We start from the raw sequence: 24,098 nt of genomic DNA, 5'->3' as shown, positions 1-24,098 counted from the left end.
CTACTCCTCGCCCGTCTGATGCTCCCCGGACCGACCGCCGTGCACCTCGGCGGGCAGCTCGTCCACCGGGGCGACGACGACGTCCTGCAGCTTCCAGTCCAGGGCGGCGATCGCGTCCCGCAGCGCGCAGCAGCGGGCCACCGTCACGTCCGCCCCCTCGTGCGGCACCACGAACATCTCGACGTGGAACACGTGGCCCTCGTCTCGGACGCGGGCGCCCGCATGGCGCACCCACGGCTCCGCCCAGGCGACCCGCTCGGCACGGTCGATGAGCGGGTGCGGCCGGGCGCCGTCGATCGTGGCGGCGCGGCGGTCCGCCAGGTTCGTGACGGCCTCCTTGAGGTTCTTCCAGCCGTCCAGCACGATGCTCACTCCCACGAAGATCGCCGCAGCGGAGTCCGCCCACCACCAGCCCAGGCCGATGCCGGCCACGCCGACGATGGTGGCCACGCCCGTCTGCCAGTCCGCCTTGTTCATGTCCGCGTCCGCGTACAGCACGCGGTCGTGGAGCTGCTCGGCCAGCGTGAGCTTCTTGTGGCCGAGGATCATGGGCCCGGGCACGGACAGGGCCATCACGGCCATCATGAACCAGCCCTGCCACACGGTGTGCCCGAACAGGTCGAACGTGCCGATGGGTGGGTGCTCCGCCGTCACCAGGCCCAGGATGGAGTCGCCGACGAGGACCACGCCCATCACGGACAGGGCGACGGCGGCCACGAGGTGCCCCACCCCGACGGACCGGTGAGAGCCGTAGGGCCGGGCCCGCGTCGGGGCCATGCGGGCCACGCGCAGGGCGACGAGGAACGCGATCGGCGGGATCAGGGACAGCAGGTCCTCGATCCACGCGGCACGCATGGCCTGCGAGGAGCCCATCACGACCGCTACGAGGACGATCGTGACCACCACCACCCCCAGCGTCGCCCATTCGAGCCGCTTGGCCTGCTGGACCACGCGCTCGATCTCCGGGGGCAGCTCCGTGGCACCGAAGCGGCGCCCGCTCGGCCCCGTCTCCCGGGTGTTCCGCCGCGTCATCGGGCCTCCTCCGCTGCGCGCTGGTCGAAGTACGCCTCGAGGGCCGTGAGCATCTGATTCTCACCCAGGGGCACGGCCATCACGAGCTTCACCGGCTCGCCGTCCGGACCCTGCGCCTCGGCGTAGTCGCGGGTGATGCTCGCGTGCGACGTCCACGGGGACGCCGACGTCAGGCCGCCGGCCACCAGGTCCACGTCGCCCTTCTCCAGCGCGGTCATGAGCGCCTCCTCCCCGGCCACGGTCCACTCGACGCGTGCGTCGTGCGCCGCCGCGAACCCGCGGATCAGGTCGGGCTCGGGGCCGACGGGCTCGGCGCCCGAGGCGTCCACGTGGGGCGGGTGGTGCACGACGCCGGCGCGCAGCACCCCGCCCGTGACGCGGTCCAGGGTGCCGTCCGGGTCGGCGGGGTAGCCGGAGGAGGTGCAGGCGGTGAACCCGAGGGCGGCGCCCCCGAGCAGGCCCGTCAGGGCGGCCCGGCGGGTGAAGGTCATCGCCCTCATTCCGTGGGCGAGTGCGAGCGGTGCCCGGCGTTGCCCAGACCTTCGGCACCGTCGAGATGGTCGAGCACGAGGCGGACCGCCTCCCGGGCGTCGGTGGTCTCGGACCAACCGGTCGCGGCGCGCAGGGCCGTGGTGTCCATGATGGGCACCGCTGCGGCCATGTCCACCCACCCCGGGTCGGTGGGCTGCAGCCGTGCCCGGTAGCTCAGCGCCGCGGCCGCGCGGATCAGGCCCACGGGCAGCTCCAGGATGCGGCGCGCCCCGAGGACGGTGCCCATGGTGTGCGCGTCCAGCACGGGGTCGGCGGCCACATTGAAGGCGCCGCCTGCCCGGTGGACGATCACGCGCCAGTACGCGTCCGCCACGTCCTGGGCCGTGAGCGCCTGGAATCGCAGGCCCCGCGGGAACGGGAGCACCGGAGTGCGCAGGCGGGCGACCAGACGGGCGGGGACGAGGTCTCCCAGGAAGTAGTCCTTGATCTCGGGCCCGGCGGCGGACTGGAAGATCAGCCCGGGGCGCAGCCGGGTCACGAGCAGCTCGGGGTGCTCGGCCTGCACGCGGTCGAGGATCGACTCGACCTCGGCCTTCTGTTCGGCGTAGTGCGAGGTGGGGACCCCGGTGGTGGGGTGGGACTCGGCCACGGCGCGGCCCTTCGGCCCGGGCCCGTACGCGCCCACCGAGGACGCGTAGACCAGGTGGGGCACGCCCGCCTCGGCCACGGCCCGGAACACCCGCTCGTTGCCGGCCACGTTGACGGCGCGCAGGTGGTCGCGGTCGCGGTTGGGGCGGATCACCCACACCAGGTCGACGACGGCGTCGGCGCCGGCCACGATCTCGCGCAGCCGCCCCGCCGCCGTGGGCTCCGCCACGTCCAGGCGGTGCCACTCGACGCCGTCGTAGGGCGCTCCGGCCCGGTCCGGGCCGCGCCGGCTCACGCCCACGATCGAGCTCACCTCGTCTGCGGCCTGGAGGCGGTGCAGGACAGCGGTGCCGACGTTGCCCGTCGCGCCCAGGACGACGATCCTCACGGCTTCAGGACCACCTTGATGCAGCCGTCCTCCTTCTTCTGGAACGTCTCATAGAGGGCGGGCGCGTCCTCGAGCGGGGCGGTGTGTGTGGCCAGGTCGAGCACGCCGAGGGGGTCGGACGGGTCGTCGAGCAGGGGCAGCAGGTCGTCCACCCAGCGACGGACGTTGCACTGGCCCATCGTCAGGGTGACCTGCTTGTCGAACAGGGTGAGCATCGGCATCGGGTCCTTCATGCCGCCGTAGACCCCGGAGAGCGACACCGTGCCGCCGCGCCGGACCGCGTCGATCGCGGTGTAGAGGGCGCTCAGGCGGTCGACGCTGGCGGTCTTCATGGCCGCCCGGCCGAGCGCGTCGGGCAGCAGGCCCACGGCGGTGTGGGCCGCATGCCCCGCCGGGGAGGCGTGCGCCTCCATGCCGACCGCGTCCACGACCCCGTCGGGACCGCGGCCGCCGGTGCGCTCGCGGAGCACCTCGGCCTCGCCGCCGTCGGCGTCCAGGACCTCGATGCAGTGCCGGGCCGCCATCGCGCGGCGCTCGGGGACCGGGTCGACACCGATCACCCGGTACCCCAGGTGCACGCCGATGCGCGCCGCCAGCTGGCCGATGGGGCCGAGGCCGAGCACCGCGAGCGTGCCGCCGTCGGGGACGTTCGCGTACTGGACCCCCTGCCAGGCGGTGGGGACGACGTCCGAGAGGAACAGCCACTGCTCATCCGGACCGGTGTGCGGCACCTTCACGGGGCCGTAGTTCGCGTGGGGCACGCGTAGCAGCTCGGCCTGTCCGCCGGGGACGGAGCCGTAGAGCCGGGAGTAGCCGAAGAGTGCGGCGCCGGAGCCCTGCTCCCGCACCTGGGTGGTCTCGCACTGGGACTGCAGCCCGCGCTGACACATCCAGCACCGGCCGCAGGAGATGGTGAAGGGCACGACCACCCGGTCACCGGGCCGGATGTGGGTGACCTCGGACCCGACTTCGCGGACGATGCCCATTGGCTCGTGACCGATCACGTCCCCCGCGTCCATGAACGGCCCCAGGACCTCGTACAGATGCAGGTCCGACCCGCAGATGCCGGTCGAGGTGACCTCGATGATCGCGTCCGTCGGCTCCTGGATCCGAGGATCCGGGACGTCCTCGACGGCGACGTTGCGCTTTCCCTGCCATGTGAGTGCTCGCATGGTGGGACCGTAGCCGCGCCGGGCGGGCCGGCGGAAGCGTGCAGGCGCGGCGGGGCCGCAGCCTCGCCGGGGGAGCGGCCGCTCAGCCGGTGCGGCCGTCCAGCGACGCGCGGGTGCGGGCGGCGGCGTCCAGCACGACCGCGCGCAGCGGGGCCACCGCGTCATCCGTGTCCTCACCCGCGGCCGGCGGGCCGGCCAGGGCCTGCGCCTCCACGCGGCGCTGCCGGGCCGCGGCGCCGCCGTCGTCGATCATCGCCTGGACGCCGGCGAGCTCCGCCGCGCAGCCCAGCCGCTCGGCGACCGGGGTCAGTCGCTCGATCTCCGCCGGCAGGTGCTCCGCCAGCGGGACCTGGGTGCCCCGGGCGTCCACGATCACGGTGGCGTCCATGCCGTACCGGGCGGCGCGCCACTTGTTCTCCTGCACGTGCCACGGCGGCAGGACCTCGACCGTCTCACCGCGCTCCAGGCTCGCGGACAGGTCGTCCACGAGGCACTGCGTGTAGGCGGTCACGGCGGCGATCTCCTCGAGCGTGGCCAGGCCGTCGCACGCGCGCATCTCCACCGTGCCCAGGCGGGGCACGGCCCGCACGTCCCAGCGGCACTCGGTGACGTCCGCGATCATGCCCACCTGCTCCATCTGGGCCACGCAGCGCTCGAAGCCCTCCCACTCCTGGAACTGGAACGGCAGGCCGGCCGTGGGCAGCTGCTGGAACAGGAGGGTGCGCTGGGACTGGTAGCCCGTGTCCGTGCCCGCCCAGAAGGGGGAGGAGGCCGAGAGTGCGAGCAGGTGCGGCACGCGGTTGACCAGGCCGTTCACCACCGGCATGGCCTTGGAGACGTCGTCCAGGCCCACGTGCACGTGCACGCCGAAGATCAGCAGCTGCCGACCCCAGTACTGGGTGAGATCCAGCATGCGGTCGTAGCGCTCGCTGGGCGTCGAGGGCTGCGCGATCGCGTCCGCGAACGGGTGCGTGCCCTGACAGAACAGGGAGATGCCCCGCGCCGCCGCGGCGTCGGCCACGCGCGCGGCGATCCGGCCGAGGTCCGCCGTCGCGGCGTCCACGCGCTCGTGCACGCCCGTGACGAGCTCCACCGTGTTCTGCAGGAGCTCGCTGGTCATGTGCGGGTTCACGTCGTCCTCGGCGAGGCCCTCGGTCACATGCAGGGCGCGCAGCAGGTCCGGGGCCTCGGAACGCAGCTCACCGGACACGGCGTCCACGAGCGCGAGCTCCCACTCGATTCCGAGAGTGGACTGCGCGGAGTCGGCGAAGGGCAGAGTCATGTCGCCCATCCTAGAAGCCCCGGCCCGGTCTGTGCCCGGTGTCCACGCTCCGGATCTAGGGTGGGGCGCATGGCCCGTCCCCGCCCCGCCTCCCGCCCGCCGCGCCCCACGGCCGCCGCCTCGGAGGCGGACGCCACCGCCCTGGCCCCCGTCCTCGAGGCGGAGGGCCGCGCGCTCCTCGACTCCCTCGCCGGGTACCGCGAGGCCGACGCGCTCCAGGTCTCCTCCCGCCTGCGTGCGGCCGGGCATCCTCCGGAGCGCGTGGCCGCCGCGCTGACCCAGGCCGCGCTGCGGTCCCGGGCGGAGGCCCGCCTCGGGCCGGAGGCGCGCCGGATGCTGTTCACCCGCGACGGCCTGGAGCAGGCCACCCGCCCGCTGGTCGCGGGCCTGCACGCGGACCGGCTGGCGGCCGCGGGGGCCCGGTGCGTCGCCGACCTCGGCTGCGGTCTCGGCCTGGACGCGCGCGCCTTCGCCGACCGGGGCCTGGACGTCGTGGCGGTGGAGCGGGACGCCGTCGTCGCCGCGGCCGCCGAGGTGAACCTCGCCGGCCACCGCGGTGCGCGTGTGGTGCACGGCGACGCCGTGGCCTGGGCCCGCGCCCACGTGCCCGCCGAGGCGGACGCGGTGTGGCTGGACCCCGCCCGCCGTCAGGTCGGCGGGGGCGGGTCCGCGCGCGTGTTCGACCCCGAGGCGTTCTCCCCGCCCCTGAGCGTCGTGACGGACATCGCCGCGACGGGCGTCCCGGTCGGTGTCAAGCTCGGCCCGGGGCTTCCGCACGAGGCCGTGCCGGAGGGCGCCGAGGCCGAGTGGGTGAGCATCGACGGCGACGTCGTGGAGGCCGCCCTGTGGTTCAACGCGGCGGCCCGTCCCGGGGTGCGGCGGGCGGCGCGCGTCATGACCGTCCGGGGCGGGGAGACGACGACGGCGCAGCTCGTCTCCGGCGCGGACTTCGGCGACTCGCCCGAGGTCGAGGCCGTGGGGGAGGAGGGCATGGCGGGGCTCGTCGGCGCGGTCCTGCACGAGCCGGACGGCGCCGTCATCCGGGCCGGACTCGTGACGGACCTGGCCGCGTCCTGGCCCGTGCCGACGCGGCAGCTGGACCCCCACCTGGCCTACCTCGTCGCGCCCGAGCCCGTGCGGGACGGCCTGGCCCGCGCCCATCGGATCGAGGCGGTGCACGGCTTCCACCTGGCCTCCCTGCGGCGCTGGGCGAAGGAGACCGGGGTGGGCCGGCTGGACGTGAAGAAGCGGGGCATCCGCGAGACGCCCGAGGAGGTGCGTCGCGCCGTCCTCGGCGGGGCGAAGCCGGGCCGGCGTGGCGGGGCCGGACGGCACGCCACCCTCGTGCTGGCGCGCGTGGGTCGGTCGCGGTTCGCCCTCGAGGTGACGCCGTTGGACTGACGGGGCTCGAGGCCGCGGGCCCCGGGCGGCGGGAGCCGTCGAACCCCCGTTGGGGGATTACGGCACCCTCGTGTACGGTATTCGACTGAGGCAAGGCTCACCTCCACGGGAGCGCGCCCACCACCCCGACTGCTCATCCCGGGGCAGCCCCGCCGCCCAGAAGGAGAACCATGCCGCGTTCCGTCAGCGCCCCCCGCCTCGCCCGTCTCGCCCTGACCTCGGTGGCGGCCCTCGCCCTCGTCGGCTGCTCCGCCGGCGGCGCGGCCACGGGCTCGTCCTCCGCGAGCGCCTCCGGCGAGTCCTCGGCCTCCGCGAGCGCCGCCGGCGGCTCCTCGGCCGCCTCGGGCGGCATCGCGGCCGGGGTCACCGTCACCGACATGTCCGGCGCCGAGGTCACCCTGCCGGAGGAGGTCGACTCCGTCATCGCCACGGACAACCGCACCTTCCGCACCCTGGACGACTGGGGCGTCGAGCTGTCGGCCGCGCCGAAGCAGATCATGTACAAGGGCGAGGGCGGGCCCTCCTACCTCCAGGACGACTCGGTCGCCGACATCGGCAACCACCGGGAGCCGGACATGGAGCTGTTCGTCACGGCTGAGCCGGACGTCGTGTTCAACGGCCAGCGGTTCAACGAGCGCAAGGCGGAGATCGACGAGCTGACCGGCGACGCCGCCGTCGTGGACACGAACTTCGACGCCACGCAGACCCCCATGGACGAAGGCCTGAAGAAGCTGACCACCCTGCTGGGCGAGGCCACCGGCCACGAGGCCGATGCCGAGAAGCTCATCGCCGACTTCGACGCCGCCACCCAGCGCGCCAAGGACGCCTACGACCCCGAGCAGACCGTCATGGGCCTCATCGCCTCGGGCGGAGAGCTCTCGTACGTCGCGCCCAGCACCGGCCGCGCCATCGGCCCGTTCTTCGACATGCTGGACCTGACCCCGGCCCTCGAGCAGTCGGGCACCGACAACCACCAGGGCGACGACATCTCCGTCGAGGCCATCGCGAAGTCGAACCCGGACTGGCTGATCGTCATGGACCGCGACGCCGCCATCGGCGAGGAGAACGCCACCGCCGCCGAGCTGATCGAGCGCTCCGAGGCCCTCCAGGACGTGACCGCGGTCAAGGAGGGCAACATCGTGTACCTGCCCACCGACTTCTACGTCGCCGAGGACATCCAGAACCACACCACCGTCATGGAGGACCTCGCGAAGGCCTTCGAAGGCGCGCAGTGACTCTCGACGTGCGTCACCACGTCGCCGACGCCCCGCCCCGGCTCCAGGAGCCGGGGCGGGGCGACCGCGTGTGCTGGGTCCCGCCCGCCGTCCTGCGGCCCGAGCGCACCCGCTGGCAGCGCACCTGGCCGCTGCTGGTCGGCGTCCTGGTGACCGCGGCCCTCATCGTGGTCTCGCTGTTCGTGGGCGTGTACGACGTCGGCGCGGAGGGCGGACGCGAGATGTTCGCCATCACGCGCGTGCCGCGCACGGTCGCCCTCGTGCTGGCCGGCGCCTCGATGGCGATGTGCGGGCTGATCATGCAGCTCATGACGCAGAACCGCTTCGTGGAGCCCAGCACCACGGGCACCACCGAGTGGGCCGGCCTCGGCCTGCTGGTGACCATGGTGCTCGTGCCGGGGGCGGGCCTGGTGACCCGGATGGTCGGGGCCATCCTCTTCGCCTTCATCGGCACCCTCGTGTTCTTCCTCTTCCTGCGGCGCGTGCGCCTGCAGTCCTCCCTCATCGTGCCGATCGTGGGCATCATGCTCGGCGCCGTCGTGGGCGCCGCCTCGACGTTCCTCGCCCTCCAGACGGACATGCTGCAGCAGGTGGGCGCGTGGTTCGCCGGCTCGTTCACCTCCGTGGTCCGCGGCCGGTACGAGCTGCTCTTCCTCGTGCTGATCGTGTGCGTGGCGGTCTTCGTCATCGCCGACCGCTTCACCGTGGCCGGCCTCGGCAAGGACGTCGCGACGAACGTCGGCCTCAACTACGACGCCGTGATCCTCACCGGCGTGGCCATGGTGGCCGTGGCCACCGGCGTGGCCACCGTGGTGATCGGGGCCCTCCCGTTCCTGGGGCTCGTGGTCCCCAACCTCGTGTCCATGGTCCGCGGCGACAACCTGCGGACGAACCTGCCCTGGGTGGTCATGGTCGGCGTGTGGATCGTGATCGTCTGCGACCTGATCGGGCGCACCGTGATCGCCCCGTTCGAGGTGCCCATCTCGCTGATCCTGGGCCTCGTGGGCGCGAGCGTGTTCCTCGCCCTGCTGCTGAGGCAGGCCAAGCATGGCTGAGCCGCTCGCGACCGCCCCGGGTCGCATCCCCGCCCCGCCCGGCGGCGCCACCGCGGCCGGGCCCGTCGAGGCCGACGCACCGCGCCGGTCCGGCGCGTTCGTCACCGCCGCCGACCGCCGGAGGTATGCGGTCGTCGTCGCCGTGCTGGCCGCCGTCGCCGTGCTCTCCACCGCCGGGATCCTGCTGTGGGGCAACGAGGCCGAACCCGGTTCGCGCGCGTTCTGGATGATCGCGCGGATGCGCGTGGAGTCCCTGGGCGTGATCGGGATCGTGGCGCTGTGCCACTCCTTCGCGACCGTCACCTTCCACACGGTGACGGGCAACCGCATCATCACGCCCTCGATCATGGGGTTCGAGGCGCTCTACACCGCCGTGTCGACCGCCGCCGTGTACGTGCTCGGAGCCGCCGGCGTCGCGGTGCTGACCGGGGTGGGGCCGTTCCTCGCCCAGGCCGCGCTCATGGTGGCGCTCGCGACGGCCCTGTACTCGTGGCTGCTCTCCCGGCCCTACGGCAGCGTCCATCTGATGCTGCTCGTGGGCGTGGTGCTGGGCGGCGGGCTGGCCGCGCTGAGCACGTTCATGCAGCGACTGCTGGACCCGAACTCGTTCGACCTGCTGAGCGCGCGGCTCTTCGGCAACATCTCCAACGCCCGGACCGAGTACGTGGCGATCGCCGCGCCCATCGCCGTCGTCGTGTGCGCGCTGCTGTGGCTGCGCTCCCGCCGCCTGAACACGGTGGCGCTCGGCGCCGACGCCGCGACCAACCTGGGCCTGCACCACCGGCGCGAGCTCATGGTGACGCTGCTGCTGGTCTCCGTGCTGATGGCCATGACCACCGCGCTCGTGGGCCCGATGACGTTCCTCGGCTTCCTCGTGGCGACGCTGGCGTACAGCCTCGTCGACACCCACGACCACCGGTTCATCCTCCCGGTGGCCGCGCTGGCCGGGTACGCGGTGCTCACGAGCGCCTACTTCGTGCTGCGGCACGTGTTCTACGCGGGGGGTGCGGTCACGGTGGTCATCGAGCTGATCGGCGGCATCACCTTCCTGGTCGTCGTGATGAGAAAGGGACGTCTGTGATCGAGCTGCGCGGCGTGGTGAAGCGCCACAGCGACGAGGTGTGCATCGGACCCGTGGACCTGGACATCCAGGCCGGGGGAGTGACCGCGCTCGTGGGGCCCAACGGGGCGGGCAAGTCCACGCTGCTGACGATGATCGGCCGGCTGCAGGACGCCGACGCCGGGACGATCGCCGTGGGCGGGCACGACATCACCACGACGCCGTCCCGGAAGATCGCGCAGACCCTGTCCATCCTGCGGCAGGAGAACCACTTCGTGACGCGGCTGACCGTGCGGCAGCTCGTGGGGTTCGGGCGCTACCCGTACACGCGCGGCCGGCTGACCCTGGAGGACGAGCGGCACGTGTCCGACGCGATCGACTTCCTCAACCTCGGCCCGTTCGAGAACCGGTACCTCGACCAGCTCTCGGGCGGCCAGCGGCAGCGGGCGTACGTGGCGATGGTGCTGGCGCAGAACACCGAGTACGTGCTGCTGGACGAGCCGCTGAACAACCTGGACATGCAGCACTCGGTGCAGATGATGCAGCAGCTGCGCCGGGCCGCCGACGAGCTGGGCCGGACCGTGGTGATCGTGCTGCACGACATCAACTTCGCCGCCCACTACGCCGACCGGATCGTGGCGATGGGCGACGGCCAGGTGGTGGAGACCGGCACCCCGGCCGAGATCCTGCGCCCTGAGGTGCTGGAGCGGATCTTCAAGACCCCCTGCAGCGTGGTGGACGGACCGCACGGGCCGCTGGCCGTGTACTACTGAGCGGGGCGACGGTGAGGCCGGCCCGGGTCGGTCCGGGCGGGGGTCGGGTGCCCGGCCGACGCGAGCGTTCCGTGGGCAGAACCCGCCGGGTCTCGCCTTCCGGGGGCAGAACCCGCGTGTTTCCAGGTTCCGTGGGCAGAACCCGCGTGTTTCCAGGTTCCGTGGGCAGAAGCACCCGCGCTTCTGCCCACGGAACCCCTGCGCATGGACGGCAGGGCCATACGCGACGACGACGTCAGGCATCCCAGCCGTTCGAGACCTGTGCCCGTCGTCTGAGGACGGCCTCGATCACCCGCGCGTATCCCTCGCCGACGTCCCGGCCCGTGACGTGCAGGGTCATCTGCCCACGCTCCGCGTAGTACTGGTCTCGTCGGGCGTCCCGGGCGTGTTGCTCGGCACTCCGGTGCACCTCGCCGTCGTACTGGAGGACGAGCCGGCAGTCCTCGAACCACAGATCGGCCTCGGGGGCGTTCCGCCGCCCGGGGTCGAACACGTGCTGCAGCGTCGGCTCGCCCAGCCCTGCCTCGACGAGCGCCAGCCTCAGCCGGGTCTCCTGCGGCGAGTCGGCACCCACCCGTACGCGCTCGAGCGCCGCCGTCGCCCGCGGTCTTCCGACGAACCGCCCGAGCGGCCGCATCGCCTCGTGCAGCGCGGTGACCGTGGTGATGGGAGGCCGCCGGCCGCGCGGGGACCAGGGGTGACGGACCAGGTGGTCACCCGCCGACACGAGGGATGCCTCGTCCCAGGGGTGGCCGATCGAGCACAGATCGAGCCAGGTCCGTTCCGGCGTCGTCACCCGTAGCTCGAGCACGGAGGTGACGTGGCCGGCGGGCAGGGGTCTGCGGTGCTCCTTGACGCCGGGGATCCGCGCCCGTGCGGTGCCGCGGTGCAACGTGATCTCGACGGCGGCGCGTCGCGTGGCCCCGCCCGGGGGAAGCGGGAGGCCGTGGAGGTGCGCCGCCGTCTCGTGGGAGAGGACGGCGTCGGGACGGGACCGCAGGAGGGCGGTCAGCAGGTCGAGGCCGACCCCGTGGTGCGGCGGCGGGAGCCCAGCCGACTCCCAGGTGCGCAGCGGCATGTCACGGCGACGGTGGATGCCGCGGGCGAGGCGGAGGACGTCGGACCGCCGCACCCGGCTGGGCGGTAGACCGCGTTCGAGCACGTCGCGGGTGGTGAAGACGGGGACGAGGGGGAGGTCGGGAGCGAAGGGCATGGGTCGACCCTGACGCGGTCGGTCCGACGGCGGCCGGGCGGGCCGCGTGTCTGTGCACAACGGCGCGGGGTGGGCCGGCTGTGCAGGACTCGGCGACGGCCGGTTGTCCCGTCGGGACGACGTCGTCATGGCTCGGTGGGCAGAACTGCGAGGAGTTCCGCCCACGCAACATCCGTGGGCAGAAGAGAGGGCGCTTCTGCCCACGGAGATCGAAAACCTGCGGATGCTGCCCACGCGGTGGCGGGGGTGCGGTTTCTGCCCACGGAGGGTGGCGGGGGGCAGGGTGGGGAGTGGGGGAGGGACAGGATCCCGGCCGCAGTCGTGACCACTCCGTGTGCTCCTGGGCCCGGAACCCGCCCCGCCCGCCGCCGCCCCACGCCGCCCCACGGTGCCCCGCCGCCCCACCGCATCGTGCCACCGACCTCCGCCCTCGGCGGACGGCGGGGACACGGCTGGCACTCATGTTGAAGGAGTGCCAAAACCCGGAGTAGAATCGGGGCTGGCACCCGGGGGTACCAGGTGCCAATGCCCGAGGTGGACCGTCCGGCACCGCGACGACGGAGGGTCTGACGCCCGTGGCGCACCCGCAGACCACAGCATCAGCGGACCGGCGAGCCCGCCGGAGCCGCACGTCGACGAAGAAGGAGTGTGCAGCATGTCTGTCTCCATCAAGCCCCTCGAGGATCGCATCGTTGTCCGCCCCCTGGAGGCCGAGCAGACCACCGCGTCGGGCCTCGTGATCCCGGACACCGCCAAGGAGAAGCCGCAGGAGGGCCAGGTCGTGGCCGTGGGCCCGGGCCGGGTCGCCGAGAACGGCAACCGCGTGCCGGTCGACGTCGCCGAGGGTGACGTGGTGCTGTACTCCAAGTACGGCGGCACCGAGGTCAAGGTCGGCGGCGAGGAGTACCTGGTGCTCTCCGCCCGCGACGTGCTGGCCGTCGTCACCAAGTGACCCCGCCGCGATGGGCCCGGTGAGCGGCGCGCACCGCACCGGTGCGCGCGCCCCGGGCCCCTCGCGTCCCCGCACCCCCTGACTCCCTGAACGAAAGGAGCGTCCGTCATGGCCAAGCAGCTGGCTTTCAACGACGACGCACGCCGCGCCCTCCAGGCCGGCATCGACAAGCTCGCCGACACCGTCAAGGTCACCCTCGGCCCCAAGGGCCGCAACGTGGTGCTCGACAAGGCGTGGGGCGCCCCCACCATCACCAACGACGGCGTCACGATCGCCCGTGAGGTGGAGCTGGAGGACCCGTACGAGAACATGGGCGCCCAGCTCGCCAAGGAGGTCGCCACCAAGACCAACGACATCGCGGGCGACGGCACCACCACCGCCACCGTGCTGGCCCAGGCGCTCGTGAACGAGGGCATGCGCCAGGTCGCCGCCGGCGCCGCGCCGGGCGAGGTCAAGAAGGGCATCGAGGTGGCCGTGGCCGCCGTCGAGCGGCGCCTGCAGGAGAACGCCCGCCCGGTCGAGGGCCAGGAGGTGGCCCACGTGGCCGCCATCTCGGCCCAGAACGACGAGGTCGGCGAGCTGCTGGCCCGCGCGTTCGACACGGTCGGCACCGACGGCGTCATCACCATCGAGGAGTCCTCCACGACCTCCACCGAGCTGGACGTCACCGAGGGCATGCAGTTCGACAAGGGCTTCCTGTCCCCGTACATGGTCACCGACGCCGAGCGTCAGGAGGCCGTGCTCGAGGACGCCTACGTCCTGATCAACTCGGGCAAGATCTCCAACGTACAGGAGCTGCTGCCCCTGCTGGAGAAGGTCCTGCAGGCCAACAAGCCGCTGTTCGTGATCGCCGAGGACATCGAGGGCGAGGCCCTGTCCACCCTCGTGGTGAACAAGATCCGCGGCACCCTGAACGTCGTGGCCGTCAAGGCCCCGGGCTTCGGCGACCGCCGCAAGGCCATGATGCAGGACATCGCGATCCTCACCGGCGCCCAGGTCGTCTCCCCGGACCTCGGCATGAAGCTCGAGCAGGCCGACCTGGACGTGCTCGGCTCCGCCCGCCGCATCACCGTCACCAAGGACGAGACCACCATCGTCGACGGCGGCGGTGCGGCCGAGGACGTCGAGGCCCGGGTCGCCCAGATCAAGGCCGAGTCCGCCGCGACCGACTCCGACTGGGACCGCGAGAAGCTCCAGGAGCGCCTCGCCAAGCTCTCCGGCGGCATCGGCGTGATCCGCGTGGGCGCCGCCACCGAGGTGGAGCTCAAGGAGCGCAAGCACCGCATCGAGGACGCCGTGTCCTCGACCCGCGCCGCCCTCGAGGAGGGCATCGTGGCCGGCGGGGGCACCGCGCTCATCAACGCGCTGAGCGTGCTCGACACCGACGCCAACGTCCAGGCCCTGACCGGCGACGCCGCCGTGGGCGTGGACATCGTCCGCAAGGCCCTGAAGCAGCCGCTGCGCTGGATCGCCCAGAACGCGGGCGAGGACGGCTACGTGGTGGTCTCCAAGGTCGCCGAGCTGGAGCCGAACCACGGCTTCAACGCGAAGACCGGCGTCTACGGCGACCTGATCGCCGACGGCGTGATCGACCCGGTCAAGGTGACCCGCTCCGCGCTGGCCAACGCCGCCTCCATCGCGGCCCTCGTGCTGACCACCGAGACCCTCGTGGCGGACAAGCCCGCCGAGGAGGACGAGGCCGGCCACCAGCACTGACCCCTCCGTCGGCCCTGACGCGGCCGGCCGACGACGACGGCCCCTCGCCCGCCCGGGTGAGGGGCCGTCGTCGTGCGGGCGGGAGACGACCGCCGTCCGGCGCGCCCCCTATGGTGTCCCCATGGACACACCCACGCCGCCCCGTCCCACCGGGTCCCACACGACCCGGACCCCGGCCCGGCCACGGCTGCGCCGCTTCGTCCGCGAGTTCTCCTATCCGCACGGCATCCACCCGGCCCTCGTGCCGGGCGTGTCCGTGGAGGACCGCCGGGTGCGCTACGGCGTGGACCGGGTGATCCTCGCCGTCGTCGGCCTGCTGGTGGTCGGCTTCGTGGTGTGGGGCGTGCTGCAGCCGGACGCCGTGCTGGCCGTCTCGAGCGCGGCCCTCGACTGGGTGATGGTCCACGCCGGCTGGCTGTTCGCCCTGCTGGCCATCGGGATGGTGGTGTTCCTGCTGGCCCTGGCGTTCTCCCGGTACGGCGAGATCCCGCTGGGACTGGACGGGGAGAAGCCGGAGTACTCCACGGCGAGCTGGTCGGCCATGCTCTTCGCGGCCGGCATCGGCATCGGCATCATCTTCTTCGGCCCGTACGAGCCGCTGACCTACTACCTGGCCCCGCGCCCGGGGGCGTACGAGGCGGGGAGCGAGGAGGCGGTGACGGGCGCGCTGGCCCAGGCCGCGCTGCACTGGGGCGTGAACGCGTGGGCGATCTACGCGATCGTCGGTCTGTCGGTCGGCTACGTGTCCTACCGCCGGGGCCGGGTGCCGCTGATGAGCTCGATCATCGCGCCGCTGTTCGGCGACTCCCAGCGCAGCGACTCGGTCGGCGCGCGCCTGATCGACGGGCTCGCGATCATCGCCACACTGTTCGGCACGGCGGCCTCGCTGGGCATCGGCGCCCTGCAGATCGGCCGCGGCGTGGAGATCGTCTCGGGCTGGTCGGCGCCGGGGAACACGGTGGCGCTGGGGATCATCGTGGTGCTCACGATCGGCACCATCTTCTCGGCGGTGTCCGGTGTGGCCCGCGGCATCCGGTGGCTGTCCAACATCAACATGCTGCTCGCCCTCGGCCTGGCGCTGTTCTTCTTCGTCGTCGGCCCGACGGCGTTCCTGCTGAACATCGTGCCCGGCGTCCTGATGGACTACGTCTCCTCCGCCCCGGACGCCCTCGGCGCCTCGATGGCCCAGGGGGAGGACATGCAGGAGTTCCTCTCCAGCTGGACGATCTTCTACTGGGCGTGGTGGGTCAGCTGGGCCCCGTTCGTGGGCGTGTTCATGGCGAAGATCTCGAAGGGTCGGACCATCCGCCAGTACGTCCTCGGGGCCCTGTTCATCCCGGCCGCGGTGATCGTCGGCGCGTTCACGATCATCGGCGGCACCACCATCTGGCTGCAGCGGACCCAGGGCTCCGTGGCGCCGGACGGCACAGCCGCGTCGCTGCCCGCGCCGGCGGAGATCTTCTGGGTGGTCCTGGACCAGCTGCCCGGCGGCGGGCTGGTGGCCCCGGTCGTGATCGTCATGCTGGCGGTCTTCTTCATCACGACGGCGGACTCCGCCTCGATCGTGAATTCGCAGCTCTCGCAGCGCGGCGCCCCGGCCCCGCGCCGCACGATCACGGTGTTCTGGGCACTGTGCATGGCGGGCATCGCGGTCGTGATGCTGCTGACCGGCGGCGACACCGCGCTCACCGGCCTGCAGAACCTCATCACCATCACGGCGCTGCCGTTCACCGTGGTGCTCGTCCTCATGGCGGTCGCGCTCCAGCGCGAACTGGCCAACGACCCCTTCGCGATCCGTGACCGGTACCAGCGGGCCGCCGTCGAGAAGGCGACGGTGCGGGGCCTGGTGGAGTACGGGGACGACTTCGCGTTCACGGTGGAGCGCACCCCGCCGGGCAGCTGGTACGCGGCCGGCGAGGGGTTCGACTCCACCGCCGCGGAGATCACCGACTGGTACCGCCGCACGGACGAGGACGGGAACCCCGTGGACTACGACTACGTGCTGGGCGAGTATCTGGACGAGGGGGACGGGGACGGCGCGGACGGACCCGCCGGAGCGGGCCCGTCCGGCCGCTGACTCAGGCGCGCGGCTCCGGGGTGCCGACGAGCTGGGCGCGGGAGTCGGCGGTCGCGTGGGCGCGGGCCTCGACGATCTCCTCCTCGTCCTCGCCGAAGATGTCGCCGCGCGGGGCGTCGTAGCGGTCCCGGTCGAGGATGCCCTCCTGGGAGGCCACGAGCGCGGGGATGAGGGCCTGGCCGGACACGTTGAGGGCGGTGCGGCCCATGTCCACGATCGGGTCGACGGCCAGGAGCAGGGCCATGCCCTCGAGGGGCAGCCCGGCGGTGGACAGCGTGAGCGTGAGCATCACGGTGGCGCCGGTGGTGCCGGCGGTCGCGGCGGAGCCCAGCACGGACACGAGTGCCACGAGGGCGTACTGGCTCAGGCTCATGTCGATCCCGTAGAACTGGGCGATGAACACCGCGGCCACGGCCGGGTAGATCGCGGCGCAGCCGTCCATCTTGGTGGTGGCGCCCAGCGGGACGGCGAAGGAGGCGTAGCCGGTGGGCACGCCGAAGTTGCGCTCGGCCACCCGCTGGGTGACGGGCAGCGTGCCGAGGGAGGAGCGGGAGACGAAGCCGAGCTGGAACGCCGGCCACACGCCGGTGAAGAACTGCTTGACGGAGAGTCCGTGCAGGCGCGCCAGCAGCGGGTACACCACGAGCATCACGAGGGCCAGGCCCACGTAGATCGCCACCACGAACTTGGCCAGCGTGCCCATCGTGGACCAGCCGTAGGAGGCCACGGCGTTGCCCAGCAGGCCGATGGTGCCGATCGGGGCCAGGCGGATGATCCACCACAGCAGCTTCTGGATGATCGCGAGCACCGAGCGGGAGAACGTGAGGAACGGGGCGGCCTTCTCGCCGACCTTGAGCGCGGCCACGCCCACGACGATCGCGATCACGAGGATCTGCAGCACGTTGAACGTGGGGGAGGAGGCGAGCGCGCCGTCCTCGCCCGCCGTCGTCTTGACGGTCAGGCCGAGGAAGTTCGCCGGCACCAGGGAGGTCAGGAAGTCGAGCCAGCCGACGTCCTTGGCCTGGTAGGACGCCGGCGCGGTCTGGCCGGTGCCCACGCCCGGCTGCAGCGCGACGCCGACGGCGAGGCCGATGAGCACCGCGATCAGGCTCGTGATGGCGAACCACAGCAGGGTCTTGGCGGCCAGGCGGGCCGCGTTGGTCACCTGGGCCAGGTTGGCGATGGAGGCGACGACGGCGAAGAAGACCAGCGGGACGACCGTGGCCTTCAGCAGGCTGATGTAGATGCTGCCGACGGTGGCCAGCGTCTCGCCGAGCCAGGTCGGGTGCTCGGAGGTGTGCCCCGTGGCGCGGGCGATCAGGCCCAGGACGAGGCCGAGGACGAGGGCGGCGGCGATCTGCCAGCCGAAGTTCGACGTCCAGGCGGGGAGCCGGCGTCGGGGCGCCGGTGCGGGGGAGGACTGTGCGGTGCTCATCCGGGGAGGTTAGGCGGTCCAATACCATGACGCCGAAACGGATTGCTCCATGTGACGTCGTGGTGACGTCCGTCTCGCCCCCGCGTGGCCCAGCGCGGGGGTCCTGTGATGTGGCCCGCACCCGGGTCGCCGGTTTGACCCCCGGGCATAGAATCGCGGAAACACCCGTCCCGAAAGGCGCCTTCGTGACCAACACCAGCACCGGTCCCAGCCCCGAGCCCGTCCACTCCTCCTCGGATCCCTTCGGCTTCTTCGGCCTCACCTATGACGACGTCCTGCTGCTGCCCAACGCCACGGACGTGATCCCCGCGGACGCGGACCCGGGCACCCGGCTGACCCGCAACATCCGCTTGAACATCCCCATCGTCTCCGCGGCGATGGACACCGTGACCGAGGCCCCGTTGGCCATCGCCATGGCCCGCCAGGGCGGCATGGGCATCATCCACCGCAATCTGTCCATCGAGGACCAGGTCCGCCACGTGGACACCGTGAAGCGCTCTGAGTCGGGGATGATCAAGGACCCCGTGACCATCGGCCCCGACGCCACGCTCGCCGACCTGGACGAGCTGTGCGCCCAGTACCGCGTCTCGGGCCTGCCGGTGGTGGCCGAGGACATGACGCTGCTGGGCATCATCACCAACCGCGACACCCGCTTCATCCCGCGTGAGGAGTGGGCCACCCGCACGGTGGACACCGCCATGACCCGCATGCCGCTGGTCACCGCGCAGGAGGGTGTCTCGCGCGCCGAGACCATCCGCCTGTTCTCCCAGAACCGCGTGGAGAAGCTGCCGCTCGTGGACGATGCGGGCCGCCTGACCGGCCTGATCACCATCAAGGACTTCGACAAGGCGGAGCAGTACCCGGACGCCGCGAAGGACGACGAGGGCCGCCTGCGCGTCGGCGGCGCCGTCGGCTTCTTCGGCGACGGCTGGGAGCGCGCCATGGCGCTCGTCGAGGCGGGCGTGGACGCCCTCGTGGTGGACACCGCGAACGGTCACACGCACGGCGTGCTGGACATGATCGCGCGCCTGAAGAAGGAGAAGGCGGCCGCGCACGTCGACGTCATCGGCGGTCAGGCCGCGACCTACGCGGGCGCCAAGGCGATCGTCGACGCCGGCGCGGACGCCGTGAAGGTGGGCGTGGGCCCGGGCTCGATCTGCACGACCCGTGTGGTGGCCGGCGTCGGCGTCCCGCAGATCACCGCCATCTACGAGGCGGCCAAGGCCACGCGCCCCGCGGGCGTCCCGCTGATCGCCGACGGCGGTCTGCAGCACTCCGGTGACATCGGCAAGGCCCTCGTGGCCGGCGCCGACTCGGTGATGCTCGGCTCCCTGCTGGCCGGCACGGCCGAGTCCCCGGGCGACCTCGTGTTCTACCAGGGCAAGCAGTTCAAGACCTACCGCGGCATGGGCTCCCTGGGCGCCATGCAGACCCGCAACGGCACGCGCTCCTTCTCCAAGGACCGCTACTTCCAGGCGGACGTGCCGGACGAGGACAAGCTGATCCCCGAGGGCATCGAGGGCCAGGTGCCCTTCCGCGGCCCGGTCGCCTCGGTGGTCCACCAGCTCGTGGGCGGCCTGCGCCAGACGATGTTCTACACGGGCGCGTCCACGGTGGCCGATCTCAAGGAGAACGGCCGCTTCGTGCGCATCACCGCGGCGGGCCTGAAGGAGTCCCACCCGCACGACATCATGATGACCGTCGAGGCCCCGAACTACCGTTCGCGCTGACCCGCACGTCGGGTCCGGGGGGAGCCCCCGGACGGGGCGGCGCCGACGACACGGTCGGCGCCGCCCCGTGGCGCCTGGGCTAGGCTGGCCCGGTGACGAACCAGATTGAGATCGGCCGCGGCAAGCGCGGCCGCCGGGCCTTCTCCCTCGACGACGTGTCCGTGGTGCCCGCGCGGCGCACCCGGGATCCCCAGGACGTCAGCCTCACGTGGCGCATCGACGCCTACACGTTCGACATGCCCGTGATCGGTGCGCCCATGGACTCCGTGATGAGTCCGGAGACCGCCATCGCGATGGGGCGGCTGGGCGGTCTCGGCGTCCTCAACCTCGAGGGCCTGTGGACCCGCCACGAGGATCCGCGCCCGCTGCTCGAGGAGATCGCCGCCCTGGAGGCCGGCCCGGCCGGGACCGAGGCCACCCGCAAGCTGCAGGAGGCCTACGCGGCCCCCATCCGCCCCGATCTGATCACCGAGCGCCTCGCACAGATCCGCGAGGCCGGCGTCGTCGTCGCGGGCTCGCTGACCCCGCAGAACACGCAGGAGTTCTACCGCACCGTCGTGGCGGCGGGCGTGGACCTGTTCGTCATCCGCGGCACCACCGTCTCGGCCGAGCACGTCTCCTCCACCCAGGAGCCGCTGGACCTCAAGCAGTTCATCTACGAGCTGGACGTGCCCGTGATCGTGGGCGGGGCGGCCGGCTACACGCCGGCCCTGCACCTGATGCGCACCGGCGCGGCCGGTGTGCTCGTCGGCTTCGGCGGCGGCGCGTCCACCACCACGCGCCGCGCCATGGGCATCCGCGTGCCGATGGCCACGGCCATCTCGGACATCGCCGAGGCGCGCCGCGACTACATGGACGAGTCCGGCGGCCGCTACGTGCACGTGATCGCCGACGGCGGCGTCTCCACCTCGGGGGAGATCGTCAAGGCGATCGCCATGGGTGCGGACGCCGTCGTCCTGGGCGCCGCCCTGGCCCGCGCCACCGACGCCCCCGGCGGCGGCTGGCACTGGGGCCTCGAGGCCGCCCACCCGGAGCTGCCGCGCGGGCACCGCACCCACGTGGGCCAGGTGGCTCCGCTCGAGGAGGTCCTGTGGGGGCCCGGCCGCCACGCGGACGGCACGTCCAACCTGATGGGCGGCCTGAAGCGCGCCATGGCCACCTGCGGCTACACCGAGCTCAAGGACTTCCAGAAGGTGGAGGTCCTCGTGACCCCCACCCAGACCGTCTGATCCCCGCCGCCCCGAGGCGGCACCCCGACCGGAAGAGTTGATACGGCGTGCTGCGCACCGCCCTCAAGCCCGTCTGGCTGGCCACCCTGGTGCTGGCCCTCGTGGCGGCCGCGGTCTTCGTGGCGCTGTCCAAGTGGCAGTTCGAGTCCGCGGAGACGAACGCGCCGCCGCCGCGCACCCAGACCGAGAACGCCGTGCCGTTCCTGGAGCACGTGCGCCCCTACGAGGCCCTGCTGGGCTCGCAGGCCGACCAGGTGGTCACGGTCGAGGGGGAGTTCGTGCCCGGCACGGACGTCCTGGTCGGCCCGCGCCTGCTGAACGGCCGCGACGGCTACTGGACGGTCACGGCCCTGCGGGTGGCCGGCGCCCCGGACGGCGAGGTCGTCCCGGTGGTCCGCGGCTGGTCGGCCGACGCCGACGTCGTGGACCCCGCGCCCGCCGGGCAGGTCACCGTCACCGGGCGCCTGCTGCCCCCGGACGGGCCGCTGCCGCGTGAGGCCGCGGCCGAGGACACCGCCGACCGGCTCCTGTACCGCAGCCTGGCCCCGGCCCAGCTGGTGAACGTGTGGGACGAGCCGTCCTACGCGGCGTTCGTGGCGGCGTTCGAGATGGTCGACGCCGCGGGCGCCGAGACGGGCGCGGCCGGCCCCGGCGGGCTCGAGCCGGTGTGGGTGGCCCCGCAGCCGGAGGAGACCCAGATCATCTGGCTCAACGTCTTCTACGCCGTGGAGTGGATGCTCTTCGCCGGCTTCGCCCTGTTCCTGTGGTGGCGGTTCGTCCGCGACGACCACGTCCGGGACGAGCACGAGCGCCGGCTCGACGAGGAGTGGGCCGCACAGTGGCGCGCCGAGGAGCTCGAGCGGCGTCGGGCGGCCGCGCGCGAGGCCAAGGAGCGGGCCTTCGCGGCGCAGGCCGCGGCGCACCCACGCCAGGACCACGACGACGACGGGGCCGCGCGCCCCGACCCCCGCGACCCGGGCCCCCGTGGGCCCCGAGAGGAGCAGAGCCGATGAGCACCCAGCACCCCGGCCCCCAGCCGGTGGACCCGGCCAGCCTGCCGGATCCCGAGGACATCACGGAGGCCGACCTGCCCGAGCCGCCCCCGCGGCCGGGCCGGGAGCAGCGCCGTTTCGCCGGCACCCAGCAGCAGATCCGCTCCGCCACCCGCCTCTACGTGGTGTGCGCGTGGATCACCGGCATCATGCTCCTGCTGCTCGTGGCGGAGATGGTGCTGAAGTACGGCATGCACGTGGAGCTCTACGCGGGGGGCACCACCCTGGACGGGGACGCCAACGGCCTGGGGCTGCACCCCACGGACAGCGTGACCGGGGGAGTGAACCTGTCCCTGTTCATCCTCATCGCCCACGGCTGGATGTACGTGGTGTACCTGCTCGCCTCGTTCCGCCTGTGGTCCCTGATGCGCTGGGAGCCGCTGCGCCTGCTGGCGATGGCCGGCGGCGGCGTCGTGCCGTTCCTGTCCTTCGTGGTGGAGAAGCGCATGACCCGCGTGGTCCGGGACGAGCTGCACCGCTTCCCGGACGCCGCGCGGCGCTACTGAGCGCCTCGACTATCCTGGACGGGTGACGCAGAACGCCCCCCACCCCGACACCCCCACCCCGCTCAGCGACGTGATGCCCACGGTGCTGGTGCTGGACTACGGCGCCCAGTATGCGCAGCTCATCGCGCGTCGTGTGCGCGAGGCCAACGTCTACTCCGAGGTCGTGCCCGCCTCCACCCCGGCGGCGCAGATCCTGGAGCGCGAGCCCGCGGCGCTGATCCTCTCGGGCGGGCCGTCGTCGGTGTACGAGCCCGGCGCCCCGCAGCTGGATCCGGCGCTGCTCGAGGCCGGGGTGCCCGTGCTGGGCCTGTGCTATGGCTTCCAGTCGATCGCGCACGCCCTCGGCGGCACCGTGGCCAAGACCGGCACCCGGGAGTACGGCTCCACCCGCCTGGACTCGGTGGATGCCGACTCCGTGCTGTTCGCGGACCAGGACCTCGAGCAGGTCGTGTGGATGTCCCACGGCGACGCCGTGACGCAGGCGCCCGAGGGCTTCGCCGTGACGGCCTCCACCGCGGGCGCCCCCGTCGCCGCGTTCGAGGACCGCGAGCGCCGCATCTACGGCGTGCAGTGGCATCCCGAGGTGGGCCACTCCTCCCGCGGCCAGCGGGTGCTCGAGCAGTTCCTGCACGTGGGTGCGGGCCTGGGCGCGGACTGGACGGCCAGCGGCGTGATCGAGGAGCAGGTCGAGCGCATCCGTGAGCAGATCGGGGACAAGCGGGCCATCTGCGGCCTGTCCGGCGGCGTGGACTCCGCCGTGGCCGCGGCCCTCGTGCAGCGCGCCATCGGCGACCGCCTCACCTGCGTCTACGTGGACCACGGCCTCATGCGCGAGGGTGAGTCCGCCGAGATCGAGCAGGCCTTCGGCGAGGCCCACGGCGGCGCCCGCCTCGTGATGGTGGACGCGCGCGAGGACTTCCTGTCCGCGCTGGCCGGCGTCACCGACCCCGAGACCAAGCGCAAGATCATCGGCGAGCGGTTCATCCGCACCTTCGAGAAGGCGCAGGCGGACATCGTCCTCGAGTCCGAGCACGACCCGGACGCCACCGAGGTCCGCTTCCTCGTGCAGGGCACGCTCTACCCGGACGTCGTCGAGTCCGGCGGCGGGGACGGGGCGGCCAACATCAAGTCCCACCACAACGTGGGCGGCCTGCCGGACGACATCGAGTTCGAGCTGTGCGAGCCGCTGCGCGAGCTGTTCAAGGACGAGGTCCGCGCCGTGGGCGCCGAGCTCGGCCTGCCCGAGGGCATCGTGCACCGCCAGCCGTTCCCGGGTCCGGGTCTGGGCATCCGCATCATCGGCGAGGTCACCCAGGAGCGCCTGGACCTGCTGCGCCGCGCGGACGCGATCGTGCGCGCCGAGCTCACCGCGGCCGGGCTGGACCGCCAGATCTGGCAGTGCCCGGTGGTGCTGCTCGCGGACGTGCGCTCCGTGGGCGTGCAGGGTGACGGCCGCACCTACGGCCACCCGGTCGTCCTGCGCCCCGTCACCAGCGAGGACGCCATGACGGCGGACTGGGCGCGGATCCCGGACGACGTCCTGTCCCGCATCTCGAACCGCATCACGAACGAGGTCGACGGCGTCAACCGCGTCGTGCTCGACGTGACCAGCAAGCCGCCGGGCACCATCGAGTGGGAGTGAGCGGCGCG

The 24,098-nt window shown here is 72.7% G+C and carries 20 protein-coding genes; 13 read left to right on the top strand and 7 right to left on the bottom strand.

Annotated elements, in window-relative coordinates:
• The 5 genes from DE149_RS00765 to DE149_RS00745 form a co-directional block, all read right to left on the bottom strand.
• Positions 1 to 1,032 carry a cation diffusion facilitator family transporter gene (locus tag DE149_RS00765; RefSeq protein WP_049146669.1) on the bottom strand — a complete coding sequence of 344 codons (1,032 nt, stop codon included), beginning with the start codon at positions 1,030 to 1,032 and terminating at the stop codon, positions 1 to 3.
• Positions 1,029 to 1,523, bottom strand: a complete 495-nt coding sequence (locus tag DE149_RS00760) for an ABC transporter substrate-binding protein (protein ID WP_036315883.1) — start codon at positions 1,521 to 1,523, stop codon at positions 1,029 to 1,031. Before DE149_RS00760 ends, DE149_RS00765 begins: the two co-directional genes overlap by 4 nt.
• A 5-nt stretch (positions 1,524 to 1,528) precedes the next feature.
• Positions 1,529 to 2,560 carry an NAD-dependent epimerase/dehydratase family protein gene (locus tag DE149_RS00755; protein ID WP_049146671.1) on the bottom strand — a complete coding sequence of 344 codons (1,032 nt, stop codon included), beginning with the start codon at positions 2,558 to 2,560 and terminating at the stop codon, positions 1,529 to 1,531.
• Positions 2,557 to 3,732 (bottom strand): alcohol dehydrogenase catalytic domain-containing protein, encoded by a 1,176-nt coding sequence (locus DE149_RS00750; RefSeq protein ID WP_049146672.1) that lies wholly within the window; start codon positions 3,730 to 3,732, stop codon positions 2,557 to 2,559. The genes DE149_RS00755 and DE149_RS00750 overlap by 4 nt, the downstream gene beginning before the upstream one ends.
• Before the next feature lie 82 nt (positions 3,733 to 3,814).
• The gene (locus tag DE149_RS00745) at positions 3,815 to 5,014 is read right to left on the bottom strand and encodes a glutamate--cysteine ligase (protein WP_049146673.1); all 1,200 of its coding nucleotides are present in this window, start codon (positions 5,012 to 5,014) and stop codon (positions 3,815 to 3,817) included.
• A gap of 69 nt (positions 5,015 to 5,083) precedes the next feature.
• Between DE149_RS00745 and DE149_RS00740 the strand changes: the two genes are divergently transcribed.
• The 5 genes from DE149_RS00740 (at position 5,084) to DE149_RS00720 (ending at position 10,538) form a co-directional block, all read left to right on the top strand.
• Positions 5,084 to 6,415 (top strand): SAM-dependent methyltransferase, encoded by a 1,332-nt coding sequence (locus DE149_RS00740; RefSeq protein WP_049146674.1) that lies wholly within the window; start codon positions 5,084 to 5,086, stop codon positions 6,413 to 6,415.
• A 170-nt stretch (positions 6,416 to 6,585) separates the two neighbouring features.
• Positions 6,586 to 7,650, top strand: coding sequence for a siderophore ABC transporter substrate-binding protein (locus DE149_RS00735; RefSeq protein ID WP_113913793.1), 1,065 nt, complete (start codon positions 6,586 to 6,588; stop codon positions 7,648 to 7,650).
• A complete protein-coding gene (locus tag DE149_RS00730) occupies positions 7,647 to 8,705 on the top strand; it encodes an ABC transporter permease (protein WP_113913792.1) in 1,059 nt (352 codons plus the stop codon). The genes DE149_RS00735 and DE149_RS00730 overlap by 4 nt, the downstream gene beginning before the upstream one ends.
• Positions 8,698 to 9,786 (top strand): iron chelate uptake ABC transporter family permease subunit, encoded by a 1,089-nt coding sequence (locus DE149_RS00725; protein WP_113913791.1) that lies wholly within the window; start codon positions 8,698 to 8,700, stop codon positions 9,784 to 9,786. The genes DE149_RS00730 and DE149_RS00725 overlap by 8 nt, the downstream gene beginning before the upstream one ends.
• Complete coding sequence (locus tag DE149_RS00720) at positions 9,783 to 10,538, top strand: ABC transporter ATP-binding protein (RefSeq protein ID WP_002857584.1); 756 nt, start codon at positions 9,783 to 9,785, stop codon at positions 10,536 to 10,538. Before DE149_RS00725 ends, DE149_RS00720 begins: the two co-directional genes overlap by 4 nt.
• Positions 10,539 to 10,773: 235 nt before the next feature.
• On the opposite strand, the gene DE149_RS00715 is transcribed toward DE149_RS00720, so the two are convergent.
• Positions 10,774 to 11,751 carry a hypothetical protein gene (locus DE149_RS00715; protein ID WP_113913790.1) on the bottom strand — a complete coding sequence of 326 codons (978 nt, stop codon included), beginning with the start codon at positions 11,749 to 11,751 and terminating at the stop codon, positions 10,774 to 10,776.
• A gap of 655 nt (positions 11,752 to 12,406) precedes the next feature.
• Here DE149_RS00715 and groES point away from each other — a divergent pair.
• From groES to DE149_RS00700, 3 genes are all read left to right on the top strand, one after another.
• Complete coding sequence (gene groES / locus DE149_RS00710) at positions 12,407 to 12,703, top strand: co-chaperone GroES (protein WP_002857590.1); 297 nt, start codon at positions 12,407 to 12,409, stop codon at positions 12,701 to 12,703.
• 108 nt (positions 12,704 to 12,811) lie between these two features.
• Positions 12,812 to 14,419, top strand: a complete 1,608-nt coding sequence (groL, locus tag DE149_RS00705; protein ID WP_113913789.1) for a chaperonin GroEL — start codon at positions 12,812 to 12,814, stop codon at positions 14,417 to 14,419.
• 121 nt (positions 14,420 to 14,540) lie between these two features.
• The gene (locus DE149_RS00700) at positions 14,541 to 16,496 is read left to right on the top strand and encodes a BCCT family transporter (protein ID WP_113913788.1); all 1,956 of its coding nucleotides are present in this window, start codon (positions 14,541 to 14,543) and stop codon (positions 16,494 to 16,496) included.
• A gap of 1 nt (position 16,497) precedes the next feature.
• Here DE149_RS00700 and DE149_RS00695 read toward each other — a convergent pair whose 3' ends face one another.
• Positions 16,498 to 17,931: a dicarboxylate/amino acid:cation symporter gene (locus tag DE149_RS00695; RefSeq protein WP_113913787.1), complete on the bottom strand. Its 1,434-nt coding sequence runs from the start codon at positions 17,929 to 17,931 to the stop codon at positions 16,498 to 16,500.
• 185 nt (positions 17,932 to 18,116) lie between these two features.
• On the opposite strand from DE149_RS00695, the gene guaB reads away from it, so the two are divergent.
• The 5 genes from guaB to guaA all read left to right on the top strand — a co-directional run bounded on the left by guaB (position 18,117) and on the right by guaA (position 24,090).
• Entirely contained in the window at positions 18,117 to 19,661 is a 1,545-nt protein-coding gene (guaB, locus tag DE149_RS00690) for an IMP dehydrogenase (RefSeq protein ID WP_041104382.1), read from the top strand.
• A gap of 92 nt (positions 19,662 to 19,753) precedes the next feature.
• A complete protein-coding gene (locus DE149_RS00685; RefSeq protein ID WP_002857600.1) occupies positions 19,754 to 20,890 on the top strand; it encodes a GuaB3 family IMP dehydrogenase-related protein in 1,137 nt (378 codons plus the stop codon).
• Between the two features lie 47 nt (positions 20,891 to 20,937).
• Positions 20,938 to 21,903, top strand: coding sequence for an SURF1 family protein (locus DE149_RS00680; RefSeq protein WP_036384661.1), 966 nt, complete (start codon positions 20,938 to 20,940; stop codon positions 21,901 to 21,903).
• Positions 21,900 to 22,448: a DUF3817 domain-containing protein gene (locus tag DE149_RS00675; RefSeq protein ID WP_010080440.1), complete on the top strand. Its 549-nt coding sequence runs from the start codon at positions 21,900 to 21,902 to the stop codon at positions 22,446 to 22,448. Before DE149_RS00680 ends, DE149_RS00675 begins: the two co-directional genes overlap by 4 nt.
• A 22-nt stretch (positions 22,449 to 22,470) precedes the next feature.
• Positions 22,471 to 24,090, top strand: coding sequence for a glutamine-hydrolyzing GMP synthase (gene guaA / locus DE149_RS00670; RefSeq protein ID WP_158530772.1), 1,620 nt, complete (start codon positions 22,471 to 22,473; stop codon positions 24,088 to 24,090).
• The last annotated feature ends 8 nt before the right edge of the window (positions 24,091 to 24,098 follow it).

This window comes from Micrococcus sp. KT16 (assembly GCF_003315015.1).
Lineage (GTDB): Bacteria > Actinomycetota > Actinomycetes > Actinomycetales > Micrococcaceae > Micrococcus > Micrococcus luteus.
This window is presented reverse-complemented; position numbering and strand designations above follow the sequence as displayed.